This is a genomic window from Xenococcus sp. PCC 7305, from assembly GCF_000332055.1.
In the GTDB taxonomy this organism is placed as follows: domain Bacteria; phylum Cyanobacteriota; class Cyanobacteriia; order Cyanobacteriales; family Xenococcaceae; genus Xenococcus.
This window is the reverse complement of record NZ_ALVZ01000166.1, coordinates 1-17,543: the sequence shown is the minus strand read 5'-3', so window position 1 is coordinate 17,543 and position 17,543 is coordinate 1. Positions and strand designations below refer to the sequence as shown.

Sequence of the window (17,543 nt, the reverse complement as noted above, 5' to 3'; positions counted from 1 at the left end):
TTGGGGATTTAGGGAAAATCCTATTACTTCGTTGTTCAACTTAGGAAATTTAATCTAAAAGAAAATTCGCCTAACTGACGTTGATAAACCTACCAACTTTTGTGGCTAACCCATTTTTAAGAAAAATTACAATTTACAGGATTATTTCCGAGAATCAGCAACTCTACTTTTTCATGAGAGATAAGATCGTCTTAATAAAAGTAAAAATTAATACCGAATAATTTTAATCCCTTCTACTCCCAAAAATTTCCAATGCAAATTGAAACCTATCAAAATTGTAAAATCCCTGTAATCAAGAAACTAAGGGACTATCAGGTCTATCGCATTAGTCCTGATGATACTAATCGATTAGCAATTATTTTTGATTCGAGTAATTCAGAAAACTCCTTGACAGTTTGCCTAGAGATTTTTGACCCTGGAGGCGCAACTCCTCCCCATCGTCATAATTTTGCTGTCGAAATGTTTTTCATTATTCAAGGAGAAGGAATAGCAATTTGCGATGGGAAAGAAACTGTCTTAAAAACTGGAGATAGTATTTTAATGCCGAAAGCAGGCATTCACTATATTAAAAATACCAGTCATCAAAGACTATATGCTCTCTGTATGATGGTTCCGAATGAAGATTTTTCGGAATTGATTCGTAATGGGATTCCTGAGCAATTAGACCAAGAAGACTTACAAGTTGTCACCCGTCTTAACCCGTTAGCTGCAATGTCATAGCCAATTTAGCGTTTGTAATGAAATCTTGAGGAAATATGAAAGATGAATTGCCGGTGATCAAACAAATGTCATCTCAATGCTATTATTTATGTGCGTAGCAGTTAGTAATATAGGGCAATAATTATGGGTGAAGCACCTGTATCTCCAGTGGTGCTAACAATACTGGACGGCTGGGGTTATCGAGACGAAACAAAAGATAATGCCATAGCTGCAGCAAATACTCCAATATTTGATAGCTTGACAACAGCCTATCCAAACACATTGATTCGGACATCAGGGAAAGATGTCGGTCTACCCAACGGTCAGATGGGAAATTCAGAAGTAGGACATCTCAATATAGGTGCAGGAAGAATTGTACCCCAAGAACTAGTGCGAATTACTGATGCGGTAGAAGATGGCTCTTTATTTAGTAATGAAGTTTTAGTCGAAATATGCGATCGCGTTCGGACTGCCGGCAGCAAATTACATCTCATTGGTCTATGCTCCGACGGAGGAGTTCATTCCCATATTGCTCATTTGTTTGGTTTATTGGATTTAGCAAAAATAAATGGGCTCTCGGATGTTTGTATTCACGCGATTACCGATGGTCGTGATACTAGAAGAACTGATGGCATTAAAGCCTTAGACGCCATTCAAAAATACGTAGATAATATAGGTGTGGGTCGGATTGTGACCATCAGCGGTCGTTATTTTGCCATGGATCGCGATCGCCGTTGGGAAAGAGTCAAACAAGCCTATGATGTTATGACTCAAGATAGCCTTATGCAACCTCTCTATGCCACTGAGGTCTTGCAGAACTTTTACAATGAGGAACTGACGGACGAATTTATTCCTCCCACGAGAATAGCCCCAGGAGCAATTAAGCCGGAAGATGGGGTCATTTTCTTCAATTACCGTCCCGATCGCGCTCGACAACTTACCTATGCTTTTGTCCAAGAAGATTTTAGCGGTTTTGAGCGAGAATTCATTCAACCTCTCAATTTCGTGACTTTCACTCAATATGATCAATCTCTAGAGGTAGAAGTTGTTTTTAAGCCTCAGAATTTGACCAATATTTTGGGGGAAGTGATCGCAGCAGAAGGTTTGCGCCAATTTAGAACGGCTGAGACCGAAAAATATCCCCATGTTACCTATTTCTTCAATGGTGGTTTGGAGTCTCCCTTTGAGGGCGAAGATCGAGAATTAATTCAAAGCCCTATGGTGGCAACTTATGATCGCGCTCCTGCCATGTCGGCAACTGATGTTACTGAGGTGGTTTGTCGGGCGATCGCGAAAGGAATTTACTCTTTGATTATTGTTAATTTTGCGAATCCTGATATGGTTGGCCATACAGGAAATATTGAAGCCGCAGTTACAGCGATCGAAACGGTAGATCAATGTATTGGAACAGTTACCGAAGCGGTGACAAAAGCTGGAGGAACTTTGCTAATTACGGCAGATCATGGCAATGCCGAATATATGAAGGATGCCCAGGGTAATCCTTGGACGGCTCATACGACCAATCCTGTGCCCTTTATTCTCATCGAAGGGGAAGATCGCAAAATTCCTGGTCATGGGGGAAATCCAACTCTCCGGGAAGATGGTCGTTTGGCTGATATTGCACCAACAATTCTTCATATTTTGGGCATAGCGCAACCAGAAGAAATGACTGGTAAATCTATGATTCAACTGGCTGAGTATGAAACCAAAAAAAGTCGGTCTCCTGTGAGAATATCTTTATGAGCGCGTCTTGGTAATTTATATTCTAGTGCCGCTGCGCGGAAGTAATAAGTAATCAGTAATGAGTAATAAGTCTTGATATATCAGCTTTTTGCTCTTCGTTGATGGTTGTCTTCTTTACTCCCGCGTCCACTAGTCAAGACTGGTGTTGGGTTTTAGGTGGTAGGTTTTAGTTTTAAAATAGGATAATACTTTGGCGATAAAGCATTGTGCGGCTTTAGAAGGCGTTTCATGGCTAAATTTATCGTTTTTCTGGATTTACCTAAAACCTAACACCCAATACCTAAAACCTTCTCTTATTAAAAATAATTATCATTTGTTTTTGCTAAATTATTGAGAAAGATTTGCATAAGATAGTAAGATGATAACTTGCAACTAAATTACAAGAGAAAGAAGAACTACTAAATTACCATGAGAAAATTTTCCCGCAGATTTCTTCTGGGTACTGGTACTGCCACAGCGGTATTGGGGTTAGGCCAATTAGGTACAGCAAAAAAAGCCCTAAGTCAAAATCAACAAATTAATGTCTATTCTTCTCGTCACTACAATACAGATGACCAACTATATAGTGACTTTACGAGCCAGACAGGAATTAAAATTAATCTTATAGAAGGCAAAAGTGACGAGCTGATCGAACGAATTAAAAGTGAGGGAGCCAATAGCCCAGCAGATATTTTAATTACTGTTGATGCTGGTCGTTTATGGCGTGCCGAACAAGCAGGAATTTTTACGCCTGTAGCTTCTGCGGTTTTAAAAGACAGGATTCCCTCAAACCTGCGTCACCCAGAAGACCTTTGGTTTGGCTTTACCAAGCGGGCACGAGTGATTATGTATAACAAAGACATAGTCGATCCGGTGAATTTATCTAGCTATGAAGACTTAACTAATCCCAAGTGGCGAGGTAAAATTGCGATTCGCTCTTCCGGAAATATCTATAATCAGTCTTTAGTTGCTGGGCTGATTGAAGTCTTGGGAGAAAAAGCTACTGAAGGTTGGTGCAAAGGATTAGTCGCAAACTTTGCTCGTTCCCCTCAGGGAAATGATCGAGCGCAGATCGAAGCCGCAGCATCAGGATTATCGGACATCGCGATCGCAAATACCTATTATTTACCTCGCTATGCCAAGGATAGCGACCCAGCTAAACAGGCTATTTTCGACAAAATAGGCGTATTTTTCCCCAACCAGAGCGATCGCGGAACCCATGTCAATATTAGTGGTGTGGGGGTAACAAAACATGCTCCTAACAAGGAAGGTGCGATTAAATTTGTCGAATTTTTAACAACTCCTGTCGCGCAAACTTTCTTTGCCCAAGGAAATAATGAATATCCTGTGGTTCCGGGAACTCCTATTGATCCTGTCGTAGCGAGTTTTGGCCAGTTCAAAGAAGACACTACCAACGTAGTTGCCTATGGAGCTAATAATGCTAAAGCCGTACAAATTATGGATCGAGCAGGGTGGAAATAAAATAAGGGATGAGGGATGAGGGATGAAGGATGAGAGATGAAGGATAAAGGATGAGGAAATAAGGTTTCATCTCTTACTTATTACTTATTACTCATTACTTATTACTTATCCCAATCATATCTTCTGTCATTGCAAGTAGATTGTGCGAAGCTCGGTTGATTTTTTTGACGTCGGAGATTAAACATTTGTCATCTGCCTGCTTTAAAATTTGTTGGCAATATTCAATGACTAAATTTGTCGGTGTTTGCAGTTGAACCTGAACAGTTTGCTCAGTTAAGAGTCTTGCCAAATCTAATTGATAAAGCTCCAAAGTTTCATCATTTAATAAGTTCTTAATTAAGAATATAAGCTTAATTGCGCAATTTCTAATTTGTTGTAACTCATGGAGACTTGTCTTGTGATTCGTTGTTTCTAGATCTTCTAAAATCATCTCACTATAGCCAATAATGACGTTAATTGGCGTTCGTAACTCGTGGCGCAAATTTGAAAGTACAACAAAACTAGATTCTTTATCAACTGACATTTTAATTTTGGCTATCCCTAAAACCTAAAACCTAAAACCTAAACTACAAAAAAGCCTGAATTTTCTTGAGCAGACGAGGCAAATCAATCGGCTTTGTATCATAATCATCGCAACCCGCTTCCAAAGACTTTTCGCGATCGCCGGACATTGCATGAGCCGTCAGCGCGATCGTCGGAATCGCACAAGTCTGGGGGTCATCTTTAATAGTTTTAGTTGCTTCCCAGCCATCCATTACAGGTAAACTCATGTCCATTAAAATCAAATCGGGAGCTTCTGATTTGGCCATGGCAACCCCAGTTACCCCGTCAATGGCAATAACCACTTCATAACCCCTTCTTTTCAATCTACGAGATAGCATGTCTCGGTTCATTTCATTGTCTTCTACTAGCAATATTTTGGGCATAACTGATTTTTTATTAGATTAGATTTTAGATTGAATCATTCTTCAACAGATTTCTCAATGTGACGAGACAGCTTCCTCTTAATGGCTCTCAATAACAGTTTGTGCAGTTCCTGAAGTAGGATTGTGCGCTGAGAACCTCCCTTGCGAAATACTTGTTTAACCCTCCCCTGCAACTTTTCTCGCTCAATTAAGGTTAATTCCTTAGATGTTAAGACAATAATTGGAATAGAACTCCAGTTCTGATTTTGCCGTAATTGATTAAATAGTTCAAAACCATCCATTTCCGGCATCATCAAATCAGAAATAATTAGTTCTGGAGTCTCCTGGGCAATAATATCGAGTGCCTGGCGACCATTTTCAGCTTCGAGAACTATCCCACTATAATCTTCTAATTGACGACGCAATATTTCTCTGGTGTCGGCATCATCCTCCACAATCAAAATTTTATTAAAGGCTGCTTGAGAATTGTACTTACCTAAGACCTCCTTGAGATTATTTTTGCTAATGGGCTTCATAATATAATCAGCAGCCCCCAAGGCGTAACCCAAATTCTGATTGTCGACCATCGTGATCATAATGACTGGGATATGGGAGGTTTGAACATCCGCTTTGAGTGCAGCAAGCACAGCCCAACCGTCCAAATCAGGCATCATAACATCCAAGGTGATGGCATCTGGCTCTAAACTTTTAGCCAAGCGAATTCCTTCTTCCCCACTGCTGGCAGTAATTACGCGGAATTTCTCCTTGGTTAAAAATCGTGCCATCAAATCATGAACGGTGGGATCATCATCAATGACTAGGATCGTATTGCGGTAAGTCATCATGGGAATAGTTTGTTCTTCACTATCGGTGGCCGATTCAACTGGAGTAGCCTTCTGAACTTGAACAGGTAATTTAATAGTAAAGGTAGTTCCATGATTCACTTCACTCTCCACATAAATATCCCCTCCCATCATTTGACAAAATCTTTGGGTAATTGTTAATCCTAAGCCCGTGCCACCATATTTACGAGTTGTTGAGGCATCCGCTTGGGTAAATGCTTTAAATAATCTGGCCATTTGATTTTTAGTCATTCCGATCCCAGTATCATGTACTTGAAACTGAATCCAGTCTTCATCTTGGGCAAGGTAGCGTTTGATCTTTAGGGTTACTGTCCCGTTCTCGGTGAATTTGCTCGCATTACTTAGTAAATTAAACAAACTTTGGCGAACTTTGGTCATATCAGCAAAAATTGACGGTAAATCATCAGCAACAATCAGTTTTAATTTATTATGGTTTTTTTCGACCAATGGTTGAACTGTAGCCACAACATCTTCTAGCAGCGTATCGATCTCAAAACTTTCTAAATACAGCTCCATTCGACCAGCTTCAATTTTTGAGAGATCAAGAATATCGTTGATCAGACTCAAAAGATGTTTTCCTGCACTATGAATTTTCTGAAGATCGGGAATGAAATCTTCTTGACCAAGATCTTCCGCTTCTTCGTGCAACATTTCGCTATAACCGATGATGGCGTTCATCGGAGTTCGCAATTCATGACTCATATTGGCCAAAAAAGTACTCTTAGCTTGGTTGGCTTGTTCTGCTACTTTTCGAGCTTTACTGGCTTCTTTAATACTTTTGGCAAGCTCTGCTGTTCTTTGTTGAACTTTATGCTCTAAAGTTTGATTATAATCGGCTAATCTATCATGGGAAATTGCCAGTTCTTGTTTAGCTTGTTCTAATTCTATTTCTCTTTGTTTTTGAATATCTAGGGCTTTTCCGAGGGCGATTTCTGCTTGTCTACGTTCTTTGATCTCTTTTTCTAATTGTTCGTGATTTTCTAATTGGCGAAAAACCTCGTCAAAAGTAGCTGCGAGAAAACCGATTTCATTACTGGGCATGGCTGATGGCAGCGAAAACAAACCTGTTTTCTTACTTTCTCCTAGAGATTGATGCAAGCGGTTTAATGGTGCAAGAATGATGCGATGAATCAACAAACCCATGACACAAAGAATTACGCAAGTCCCCACAGCCATAGTTAACGTAGACTTGAAGAAGGTGCGTATTGCATTTTGCTGTATTTCGCGAAGATCAACACTAACAATTGCTAAACCTCTTTTTCCTGGGGTTTCAAAGAAAATACTGCTGAAAGGCAGAATATAAAGTAAAAATTCTTCGCCATCTGGACTGACCACATGAAGATTCTTTTCAATGCCTGTGTGAGCAGCCTGCCTCATCACCGCCGGAAGTTGAGGATAAGGGGAGCGATAAATTTTATTATTTTGAGTGCTCGAACTATGGGCTAAGGTAAATTCTTCGGGGTTGATGATAGCTATTTCTTCAACTGCTTCAAGCGTTGCATAATTTTGAACGATTCTTCTTAAGACTTCGGTATTGCCTAGTTCAATCATTCCTTCTGTGGCAAATTCTAAACCATGCACAATTGATTGAGCGCGCTGTTGCACTTGTTTTTCTAGATTGGAGCGAATCAGGAGATAGTTGATACCCAAGGTGGCTAAACCTACTGTGACTAATGACAACCCAAAACTACTTAGGAGTTGTTTAGCTAAACTGCTTCTATATTGAGAGGTAAATTGATTCATTGGGCATTTCTATAATCTAATCTCTGGGATTTGAGCTATGGGAGTTTTGCGCTGAATATTCGAGGTTTCTTTTCGGCTATTTCCTCGTATTGTCTATCGAAAGAATGTATTTGAGCTAATATCTTGTATCTTAAAGGAAGTAGCAGCTTGTGATCTTTTAAGTTAACAAAACACTGTATTATTCGGACTCCTGCGATCGCATATTCCTGAGAAATAAACTCACATAACTTGACTTGATTCATTTCTTGGTTATGTTACTACCGTAAAAAAATCACAGAATATTTCTCAATTCTTAAGATATACAAAGATTTATATGTTTATTGTCTTTGGTGGCTTTCAATACCAATTAAGGGGTTTTCTGTTGTTTAACATTAGAGCATCAAAGCTCAAAGAAGGAATTTAGTTTTTACTATCTGCTACTTACAATCTGCAAGAGCTAAGTTTGAGCAAGATCTACAAGAGAAAATGTATTTTTTGTAATGAAAAATGAACTTATGAACAATAATCATGACAAAGCAGTAAATTCTCAGAATAATCTTTTAGAATTGGACATTAAAAAGAAGGATAAAAAAAAGTTAAAAGATCAGAAAAAAGCTAAAAAAAAGAAAAAAGCTAAAAAAGCTAAGTTTTTAAATTTAGAGAGTAAGAAGTTCTATCGGGTATCTGAGTCGGAAGGTAGCTCGAAAATTCCGAAAAAAGTTTATGAAAAACAGCTAGCCCGTCTGCAATTAGAATTGGTGAAAATGCAATATTGGGTTAAGCATACTGGGACTCGTATTGTCATTTTGTTTGAAGGTCGGGACGCAGCAGGTAAGGGAGGAACCATCAAACGCATCACGGAACCATTAAATCCTCGGGGTTGCCGAGTTGTGGCTTTGGGTACCCCGAGCGATCGCGAAAAGACAGAATGGTATTATCAACGCTATGTGGCTCATTTGCCAGCAGCGGGAGAAATTGTCTGTTTTGATCGCAGTTGGTATAACCGCGCTGGAGTCGAAAAGGTGATGGGTTTTTGCACCGATCGGCAATATAAGGAGTTCATGAAAGCTTGTCCAGAATTTGAGCGCATGTTGGTCAGATCGGGTATTATTCTGCTGAAATATTGGTTTTCTGTTAGTGATGAGGAACAAGAACGGCGTTTTCAATCGCGCACAATCGATCCTGCTCGTCGCTGGAAGTTAAGCCCCATGGATCTAGAGTCGCGCGATCGCTGGGCGGAATACTCCCAAGCCAAAGATGCAATGTTTACTCATACCAATATTCCCGAAGCACCTTGGTTTACTGTGGAAGCAGATGATAAGAAGCGTGCGCGACTCAATTGTATTAGCCATTTGTTGAGCAAGATTCCCTATGTTGACATGACTCCAGAACCAATAGAACTGCCGAAACGCAAGAGTTTGCCCAAGGACTATACACGGACACCTTTTAATGAACAATTTTTCGTCCCAGACTGGGAATTAGTTGATCTTGAACATAAAAAGAATTAAACTCTATAGTCCTAAATATATAACTAGCCGGAATGAACGACAATATTAGTTTTTTAGTCAAAATATTTGTTTTATCGAGTTTCTTGTCCATTTTGGTTAAATATGGCGGCCAGTTATTATCGCTCAGCCCAACAGTAAGCATTGCGATCGCAGCTATCCTTTTGCCCAGCATTATTTTGGCGCTAACTTTGATTTGGAAAGCGCAAAATCAATAGCTGTTCTTATCATTTGTTGACGATAAACCCCTATGAGGTTAATGATCAATTATCAATCAGTGGGAGGAGTTGTTGACAGTGAATTTTGGGACTTGGGTTGGTTTTATTGTCTTTTTTGTTGCTCTATATGTGTTGTGGCAAATTAGACAATTATTATTATTAATATTCACCGCAGTCGTCATTGCTACTTCCCTTAATATTCTTGTGAACAGTTTCTGTCGCAGAGGTGTGAAACGAGTTTATGGGGTCTTGCTATCGATTTTGTTATTACTAAGTGTAATTTCTGGCTTCTTCTGGATTATTGTCCCATCATTTGTCAATCAGTTTCAACAGCTAGCCCAATTAATACCACAAGGGGTCGAAAAACTAAATATTTGGCTAGATCTCGTTATAGTGCGTCTTGATCCGGAAATCATTAATTATTTACCTACAAGAGAAGAACTTGCACAACAATTACAGCCATTATTGGAGAATGCATTAGGTGGTGGTTTAAGTTTCTTTTATGGTTCTTTGGGTGTATTACTAAGTACCTTATTATTACTAGTAATTACCTTTATGATCTTGGGAAACCCCACTCCCTATCGCCAAGGATTTATTCGTTTATTTCCTGCCTTTTATCGTCACCGAGTTGATGAAATTCTTGAGCTTTGTGATACGGCCTTACAAGGTTGGCTGGTGGGTATTCTGTTTAACATGTGCGTGATTGCTATTTTAAGCTTTATTGGGTTATCTATCTTGGGAATCCCTTTAGCTTTGGCACAAGCAGTTCTCGCTGGTATTTTAACTTTTATTCCCAACTTAGGGCCTTTTTTAAGTGTGCTTTCCCCCATGGCGATCGCATTACTGGATGCACCATGGAAATCTTTAGCTGTTCTAATTCTTTACCTTTTAATTCAACAAATTGAAGGCATGTTTTTAACACCTTTTGTCATGGAGAAGCAAGTCTCATTATTACCGGCCATTGCCCTATTATCTCAAATATTTTTTACTACTTTCTTTGGCTTTCTCGGCTTATTTTTAGCCTTGCCATTAACCATTGTTGGTCAAGTATGGTTTAAAGAAGTTGTCGTTAAAGACATTCTTGATCCTTGGCAGAAATCGCGAGGCAATCTATAGAAAAAAATTAGTTATCTGTTTCCGGTTCGACTTGAAAACTATCTTGCCCCAGACTATCTAAGTTGATTTCCCATTTAGGGGGATTGTCTTGCTCTTGATATTGATAAGTAGCCAAACATTGTTTTTGCTGGTTAATAATTCGTAATTTATAGTCATACTTTCTCGCCACCGAGCCTAGTTGATTAACAAGACGATAACGATCTAAATAATCTAACAAAGTCCATAACTGCCAATTCACTATCAAGTCAATCTGCTTTGATTCCTTATCTTCTAACCAATTATCAATTAACCTGCCACCAAAAGGATCGAACTGCTCTTTCGCCCACCACAAACTAGGGGCAACAACTCCCGCAAAGGCCACATTTTGTAATGACAAATCAATAAAATTTTTACAGTAATTATTCACTAAGGTTTCAGTGGGTTCAGCGGGGCCAGCTGTAGCCGTTTTCGCACCAGTTAAAAATACCGTAATTAAGATGATTAAAAATGATTTTCGCCTTAAGTTAGATTTCATTACATGATTAAAATAGTTATTTATATAGAAATATTATAGCCTTTCCCTTAATTTTAATGATATACATGCCTTTATCTTTCCGAATGCAGGTAATCAACAAAGTAAAACTTAGGCATCAGCCAGAACCTGAGCACAGCAGCAATCCCCAATCCCAGAAATGCAGAAATCATTAACCATAAGCCTAAACCGACTCTTAGATGATCTGGTAACACAGCCACAATTGAGGTAACTACAATAAAATAAATTACTAGTATCCATTGCCAGAGCTGAATTGTCCTGAGTATATTTCGGCAACTACTACAATGTTGCGTATGTTGATGGTAGCGATCTAATAAAATCTCACGAGGTTTATCCAAAGTTGGTCTTGGCTGGCTCTCAACAGCCCAAGGCAACTTAGCATTGCAATAGCGATCAAACCAGGAACGGAACTCAATAACTAAGCGATCTGCACTGGTAGGCATTTTGTAAGCGGTCTTCCAGTTGGTATGTTGGAGAAAACTTTCTTGTTGATGAAGTAAAACCATGTCTCCATCCAAAATTAGATTGCGATTTTGAATATGATCCCACCAGCGGGGAGTTAATTTATGAAGTTTGGTCGCAAAATTGCGGGAAAATTGGGCAACAATGCGCGATTTACCAGGACTTACAGGAATACAATAGGTAATAAGGCCGATTTTTTTTATTTCATCCCCAAAGGTAAGTGCGTACTCCAAACGACAGGGCGGTTCAAAGGTGATTGTAGTTTTAAAGGGCTTATCGACTTTTGCCTCAATAAGATCTATTTCTGAGCGTATGATGTCTAGAGGAATAGGGTGAGCGCGATCGCGATTTCCCTGAATGCCATGATGGGCGAAGGGAACATGACTCGGATCTGCCACATTTTCGACTAAGGTTTGCCAATCATATTCTAAATCCCGTACCATTGATGACCAAACAAAACCTTTACTAGCATCTATTTGAGGTGATAGGGGTAAAGCAGTGATGGCGGCGATTTCTGGAGAAGAGGCATCCATCCAAACCCAAAGGAGATCATTTTCCTGCCGGCAAGGAAAAACAGTGGCACAGAAATTCTGACTTTTTTTAGCTATAAGCTCTGGATTGTCAGCTTGAGGAATCCGAGTGCAATTTCCCTTTGTTTCGAACTGCCAACCGTGATAGCTACACATTAAGTTATCTGTCTTGTCATCAATTCTTCCTTCACTTAGGGGCGCGAGGCGATGGGGACATCGATCTAAAAAGACTTGATAGGTTTGAGATGATGATGGTTTCCAAATTACGAGGGGGATTCCCAACAGAGTTGCCGGAAGAGGTTTTTGGGGATTGATATCTTCTATCGGGACTAAAGGATACCAATGCTGAAAAAAATTAAAAGATGACATTGCTTGCTTAGAGATTTTTCGAACTCACAGGCGATTCCGAAATTGGGTTCAGTAATTATAATACGACTCAATCAATCATCCTGATGCCATTCCCGCGATTTTTCGGCTGCTTTAAGCGTAGGTCTTGGTTTCTTGGGATATGTTTCAGGAACTAGAGATAATTGACGGTATTTATCATCATCTTGTTTCCCATCCGATTCACCTCTTCTTCTTTGAGAAGTTCTTTCTTCGCTGGTATCTTCGGTGACAACTTCGTAAAGAATTGCTTGTTTATCAGGGGTTGAACCTTTACGTAACACTCTGCCCAAGCGTTGAATATATTCTCTGGTTGAGCCTGTCCCCGATAAAATAATGGCAATCCTGGCATCGGGAACATCTACCCCTTCATTCAATACATGGGATGCCACTAAGGTTTTATAATCCCCGGCTTTAAATCTTTGCAAAATGTCGTGACGTTCTTTGACCGGGGTTTGATAGGTAATGGCCGGAATGAGAAATTCTTGGGAAACTCGATAAACGGTGGCATTGTCATTAGTAAAGATCAGAGTTCTCTCAGGATAATGTTTGCTAATTAAATCAATTAGCACTCGGATCTTGGCATCAGTTCCCAGGGCGATATCTTTAGCTTCGCGATGGGCGAGCATAGCCATTCTGCCTTGTTGCGATCGCGCACTGGCCTGAACAAATAATTGCCAACCTTGCAAGCTACCTAAAGAGATATTGGATTGTCGGAGAAATTTATTGCGAGTTGCGATCGCTTTATCATAGGTCTCCCGTTCTTTTTCTGATAACTTGACTTTGAGCTGCACTATTTTATGGGATGCCAGGGTATTGCCTGAAAGCTCTTGAGCCGTTTTGCGATAGGCTACTTTGCCAATGAGCGTATCGAGAAATTTATGGGTGCCATCACTTCGTTCTGGTGTTGCTGTTAAACCTAAGCGATAGGGTGCGATCGCATATTCGGCAATCACTTTAAAAAAATCCGTTGGCAAATGATGGCATTCATCAAAAATTAGCAAAGCATATTTATTCCCCAGGTTTTCCGCATTAATCGCTGCACTGTGATAGGTGGCAATTAAAATCGGCGTGCGATCGCGCGAACCCCCACCGAGTAAACCCACCTCAATATCGGGAAAAGCCGCTTCGATCTGGGCATACCATTGATGCATCAAATCCAAAGTCGGCACCACAATTAAGGTTGTACGCGGTGTAGCCTCCATGGCTAATTGGGCAAGATAGGTTTTTCCCGCCGCAGTGGGCAAGACCACAACTCCCTGTCTCTCTTGCAATTTCCAGGCTTGCAAAGCTTCTTTTTGATGGATAAATGGCTCGTACTGAAAACTGGATTTGAGATTTAGAGCATAAAATTCTTTGGCTTCATCGGTAAAATCCTTTTCGTCGGCCTGTAGAGCTTCAATCAGAGGTCGATAGTAAATAGCAGGAATACGAAACTTCTCAATGCGATCGTCCCAGGTTGCAAAATCAAGCCAAGATCTTCCCCTGGGTGGCGGATGGAGAATCAAAGTACCGCGATCGAATTTTAATCGAGGAATTCGAGGCATAGTTAAGGGATGAGGGATGAGGGATGAGGGATGAGGGATGAGGGATGAGGGATGAGGGATGAAGGATGAAGGATGAGGGATGAGGAAGGACAATTTGCTATAAAAGCTGGTTAAATTCTCTTAAAGCTCCACTAGAACCTATTTGCCACGCTCGATTAACATATTGTGGAATGGTCTGCTGAACGGGAAAATCAGGGAAAATCCTACTGGTATCTGTTTCTAAATAGGTATGACCTTGAAATTGAAATATCTTTAATTCCCCTTTTTTATAAATCCAAACTTCAGGAATAGCTAAACAAATATAATCTTCGATGCGAGTAAAAGATGTGACATCTATTTCTATAGCTAAATCTGGTGGTGGATCGATACTGAGATCTAACTTTCGTTTACCTAATATTGCTTGATAATGATCAATATAAAAACAAACATCGGGTTCTAATCCTGGCTCTTGGCCCCGTCTTAAAGTTATGGGGTGAAAACTATCCCAATCTTGGCCTTGATAAAGCAATAATGCTTTTACTAGATCTGCAATAACATCTATTTCTTTAACCTGTTCTGGTAAGGGACTCATGAGTAAAATATGCTGATCTCGAAGACGAATCCGAGGAATAGAGCGCTCGCCAAACTGAGCTAAAAGTCGTTCATAATCCACCATATTTCCAGGAAACTTTAATAATGTTCCAGGGGGAAGATCAATTGTTTCTGAGGTAATGGTTGGTAACATTAGGTTTTCCGTTGTCTCATAACTAGGGAACTTGATTAGTTTCGCTAAGGATTTTTAACCTTACTACTTGCTCGCCGCTTTCATCTAATTTAACTTCAATCGTGTCAGTAGATAAAGTTTCTAAACAGTTGAGCAGCGATCGCAGATGGGGATTGGAAGCTCCCGTTTCCACATAAAGGCGGTCTGCTGATTTGCTAATTTTTTTCCAAGTCGTATATAGTTTGCCGACAATTTGCTCTAGGTTGGTCGCTTGCTTCACTAAATCTGCTGCTGTGTTGACGCAACCTAGTCTTAAAGCTTCTTCTAATGCCAATTCCATATCCACGCTGCCATCTCTGATAGTCTGCACTTGAGCCGCAGAATCTAAATATTTAGCCAGGTTTTTCGCTTCTGTGGTCATTAGTTTGACCGTATCGATATCGGGATTCTCCGCAACTTCTCTGGTAATTTCTGCCAAATGAATATCGGGTAATTTCTCCAACTCTTTGACCAATGGGGCCAGATGCTTTGCTGGTAAGACACCTTCTGCTGATTTTTCTTTGGCTTCTGCGGGGAGTAAATCGGAGCTCATAGCTGTCCATTCGTCCGAAAGTTGTTTTACTTCTCTGCGGGTAATGCGATCGCCGTTTTGGGCGGCTTCACTGACCAACTTTTGCACTTCCGGCTCGGCTTTAGCTGTCTCGACAAAGGCTCGTTTACTAAAGTTATTGATGGTATCGGGGTCCAATTGCCCTTCAGCGAGGAGCATATCAGCGCTATTTGCCAGTTGGATCAGTGCATAGGCTTGGGATTTACTGATTTCACGATTTTTTAGCCAATTGAGAAAACCAGTGCCCCTTCCTTCTCCGCCTATTTTCTCGCGATCGCGGACTGCCCTCATGATTCGCCCACGCCAAATATCAGTTTGCAGATCAAAGCGATCGCAAATTTGCCAGATCGCGTCCAATTTTTCCTGAAATTCCCCTTCAAGTATCCCCTCATCTTCAGGGTCGGGCATATCAAAGTTAAATTCAGCAGGAGTCTCCAGCGCAGCAACTATTTCTTCTTGGGATGCAGGCGTATTGTCCATCAATAAATAATCAAGAGTACAGTCGGATTATTATGGCATGATTTCCTATTCTTAACTAATATAATGTGTATGATGGTTAGTATTATACACACAAGTAGAACATGCGTACTAATATAGTTATAGATGATGATTTAATGGCTCAAGCCCTTAAAGCCACTGGCCTGAACACCAAGAAAGATGTTGTAGAACAGGGGCTGAAGCTGCTTATCAAAAGACAAGAACAACAGTCAATCCGTAGTTTGCGAGGCTCAGTTAATTGGGAAGGGGATCTGGATGAAATGAGAGGCGGCAAGTGATCTTAGCCGACACAAGTGTTTGGATTGATTACTTGAACGGAGCAATAACTCCAGACACTGACTTACTAGATCATGCTTTATGCGAAGGGACTCTTGCTATGGGTGATCTTATATTCTTAGAGATTTTGCAGGGCATTAGGGACGAAAAGCAATTTAAGCAAGTCAAGTCAAAGTTATCACTGCTCGATCAGTACATTCTTTTACCTCCTAAAATGGTCTTTAAATGCGCCGATAATTACAGAGCGCTTAGGCAAAAGGGCATAACAATTCGCAAAACCAATGATGTAATCATTGCCTCATTTTGTATTGAAGAAAAATTACCTCTTCTCTATGTAGATAGAGATTTTGAACCTTTTTCAGAGCATCTGGGATTGATTAAGGTTGGTCACTAATATCCTAAAAATAAATACTTCTAGTAATTTTGCAGCAGAAAATCTGCGATCGCGCAGCAACCGCCTTCGGCTGATCGCCATTGTATAATTAGAAGATGAAAAAGCTCACCATAACCCAACCCGACGACTGGCATCTCCATCTGCGCGACGGTGCGGCGCTAAAGGCAGTTTTACCCCACACAGTGCGTCAGTTTGCCCGTGCCATTATCATGCCGAATTTGAAACCTCCTGTTCGCTCGGTAGCTGATGCGGCAGCCTATCGCGATCGCATTATCGCAGCCATCCCTGCTGGACAAAAGTTTGAGCCACTGATGACGCTCTATCTCACTGACAAAACAAGTCCCGAAGATATCATTGCGGCTAAAGAATCTCAGTTTGTCAAAGCAGTCAAATATTATCCAGCAGGGGCCACAACTAATTCAGATTTTGGTGTAACTGATATTCGTAAATGCGATCGCGTTTTTGAAGCGATGCAACAGGTAGACATGCCTTTATTGCTACACGGAGAAGTGACCGACAAAGATGTTGATGTGTTTGATCGCGAGAAAGTATTTATCGAGAAATATTTAGTATCTCTAAGACAGCGATTTCCCAATCTGCGTATAGTACTTGAGCATATTACTACTTCAGATGCGGTGCAGTTTGTCCTGGCTAGTGACAAAACTGCCGCAACGATCACACCACAACATCTATTATTCAACCGCAATAGCCTATTCAAAGGAGGTATTCGTCCCCACTTTTATTGCTTGCCTATTTTAAAGCGGGAGAAACATCGCCAAGCGCTTTTGCAAGCAGCTATATCTGGCAATCCTAAGTTTTTTCTGGGTACTGATAGTGCACCCCATGCTCGCGATCGCAAAGAAAATTCCTGTGGTTGCGCCGGTTGCTTTTCCGCTCTGCACGCGATCGAGTTATATGCAGAAGTTTTTGAACAGGCTGAGGCTTTGGATAAACTGGAAGCTTTTGCCAGCTTTTATGGGCCAGATTTTTATCAATTACCGCGCAATACGGAACAAATTACTTTGACTAAAACGACTTGGCGCATTCCAGATGAGGTGCCCTTTATTAAATCTGGGCTGGTTCCCCTATGGGCAGGTCAAGAGATTACTTGGCAAATGGCATAAAACTTTCAGCTATTTGGCTACAGCGCTATTGAACGAATAGATTTGTCGGGAGCGAATTCTCCAAGTAGTTTGGCATCAATGAGTATTCGGATTTATTTGGGGGATGAGATTGATAAACGTGAGTTCGATGAGTACAAAATTTACTAGTTCTGAATAGGGACTTAGGGATTTGGGGATCTGGGGAAAAGCCTATTACTTCGTTGTTCAACTTGGAAAATTTAATCAAAAGGAAAATTCGTCGAACTGACGTT

The 17,543-nt window shown here is 40.5% G+C and carries 17 protein-coding genes; 9 read left to right on the top strand and 8 right to left on the bottom strand.

The annotated features are described in order from the left end of the window. Window positions 1-252 precede the first annotated feature (252 nt). From XEN7305_RS11235 to XEN7305_RS11225, 3 genes are all read left to right on the top strand, one after another. Entirely contained in the window at window positions 253-720 is a 468-nt protein-coding gene (locus XEN7305_RS11235; RefSeq protein WP_006509539.1) for a cupin domain-containing protein, read from the top strand. Between the two features lie 123 nt (window positions 721-843). Then, on the top strand, window positions 844-2,442 hold the full coding sequence (gene gpmI, locus XEN7305_RS11230; RefSeq protein ID WP_006509538.1) for a 2,3-bisphosphoglycerate-independent phosphoglycerate mutase: 1,599 nt from the start codon (window positions 844-846) through the stop codon (window positions 2,440-2,442). Window positions 2,443-2,850: 408 nt separating this feature from the next. Then, entirely contained in the window at window positions 2,851-3,903 is a 1,053-nt protein-coding gene (locus XEN7305_RS11225; RefSeq protein WP_006509537.1) for a Fe(3+) ABC transporter substrate-binding protein, read from the top strand. 94 nt (window positions 3,904-3,997) lie between these two features. Here XEN7305_RS11225 and XEN7305_RS11220 read toward each other — a convergent pair whose 3' ends face one another. Genes XEN7305_RS11220 through XEN7305_RS11210 form a run of 3 tightly spaced genes read right to left on the bottom strand, consistent with a single transcriptional unit; the run spans window position 3,998 to window position 7,414 of the window. Next, window positions 3,998-4,426, bottom strand: a complete 429-nt coding sequence (locus XEN7305_RS11220; RefSeq protein WP_006509536.1) for a histidine kinase dimerization/phospho-acceptor domain-containing protein — start codon at window positions 4,424-4,426, stop codon at window positions 3,998-4,000. A 43-nt stretch (window positions 4,427-4,469) separates the two neighbouring features. Then, window positions 4,470-4,829, bottom strand: coding sequence for a response regulator (locus tag XEN7305_RS11215; RefSeq protein ID WP_006509535.1), 360 nt, complete (start codon window positions 4,827-4,829; stop codon window positions 4,470-4,472). Window positions 4,830-4,864: 35 nt separating this feature from the next. Beyond that, a complete protein-coding gene (locus XEN7305_RS11210; protein ID WP_006509534.1) occupies window positions 4,865-7,414 on the bottom strand; it encodes a response regulator in 2,550 nt (849 codons plus the stop codon). Window positions 7,415-7,893: 479 nt separating this feature from the next. Between XEN7305_RS11210 and ppk2 the strand changes: the two genes are divergently transcribed. The 3 genes from ppk2 (at window position 7,894) to XEN7305_RS11190 (ending at window position 10,232) form a co-directional block, all read left to right on the top strand. Beyond that, window positions 7,894-8,901: a polyphosphate kinase 2 gene (gene ppk2, locus XEN7305_RS11200; RefSeq protein WP_006509533.1), complete on the top strand. Its 1,008-nt coding sequence runs from the start codon at window positions 7,894-7,896 to the stop codon at window positions 8,899-8,901. A 32-nt stretch (window positions 8,902-8,933) separates the two neighbouring features. After that, a complete protein-coding gene (locus XEN7305_RS11195; protein ID WP_006509532.1) occupies window positions 8,934-9,116 on the top strand; it encodes a hypothetical protein in 183 nt (60 codons plus the stop codon). Between the two features lie 78 nt (window positions 9,117-9,194). After that, window positions 9,195-10,232: an AI-2E family transporter gene (locus XEN7305_RS11190; protein WP_006509531.1), complete on the top strand. Its 1,038-nt coding sequence runs from the start codon at window positions 9,195-9,197 to the stop codon at window positions 10,230-10,232. Window positions 10,233-10,239: 7 nt separating this feature from the next. Here XEN7305_RS11190 and XEN7305_RS26620 read toward each other — a convergent pair whose 3' ends face one another. The 5 genes from XEN7305_RS26620 to XEN7305_RS11165 form a co-directional block, all read right to left on the bottom strand. Further along, the gene (locus XEN7305_RS26620) at window positions 10,240-10,746 is read right to left on the bottom strand and encodes a hypothetical protein (RefSeq protein WP_006509530.1); all 507 of its coding nucleotides are present in this window, start codon (window positions 10,744-10,746) and stop codon (window positions 10,240-10,242) included. A 71-nt stretch (window positions 10,747-10,817) separates the two neighbouring features. After that, window positions 10,818-12,125 (bottom strand): Rieske 2Fe-2S domain-containing protein, encoded by a 1,308-nt coding sequence (locus tag XEN7305_RS11180; RefSeq protein ID WP_006509529.1) that lies wholly within the window; start codon window positions 12,123-12,125, stop codon window positions 10,818-10,820. 71 nt (window positions 12,126-12,196) lie between these two features. Then, entirely contained in the window at window positions 12,197-13,687 is a 1,491-nt protein-coding gene (locus XEN7305_RS11175) for a DEAD/DEAH box helicase (protein WP_006509528.1), read from the bottom strand. Window positions 13,688-13,784: 97 nt separating this feature from the next. Continuing rightward, window positions 13,785-14,411, bottom strand: a complete 627-nt coding sequence (locus XEN7305_RS11170; RefSeq protein WP_006509527.1) for a Uma2 family endonuclease — start codon at window positions 14,409-14,411, stop codon at window positions 13,785-13,787. A gap of 22 nt (window positions 14,412-14,433) precedes the next feature. Further along, window positions 14,434-15,480, bottom strand: coding sequence for a hypothetical protein (locus XEN7305_RS11165; RefSeq protein WP_006509526.1), 1,047 nt, complete (start codon window positions 15,478-15,480; stop codon window positions 14,434-14,436). A gap of 101 nt (window positions 15,481-15,581) precedes the next feature. Between XEN7305_RS11165 and XEN7305_RS11160 the strand changes: the two genes are divergently transcribed. The 3 genes from XEN7305_RS11160 to pyrC all read left to right on the top strand — a co-directional run bounded on the left by XEN7305_RS11160 (window position 15,582) and on the right by pyrC (window position 17,292). Further along, entirely contained in the window at window positions 15,582-15,776 is a 195-nt protein-coding gene (locus XEN7305_RS11160; protein WP_006509525.1) for a type II toxin-antitoxin system VapB family antitoxin, read from the top strand. Next, entirely contained in the window at window positions 15,773-16,168 is a 396-nt protein-coding gene (locus XEN7305_RS11155) for a PIN domain nuclease (protein ID WP_006509524.1), read from the top strand. Before XEN7305_RS11160 ends, XEN7305_RS11155 begins: the two co-directional genes overlap by 4 nt. 95 nt (window positions 16,169-16,263) lie before the next feature. Then, the gene (gene pyrC / locus XEN7305_RS11150) at window positions 16,264-17,292 is read left to right on the top strand and encodes a dihydroorotase (RefSeq protein WP_006509523.1); all 1,029 of its coding nucleotides are present in this window, start codon (window positions 16,264-16,266) and stop codon (window positions 17,290-17,292) included. Window positions 17,293-17,543 lie beyond the last annotated feature (251 nt).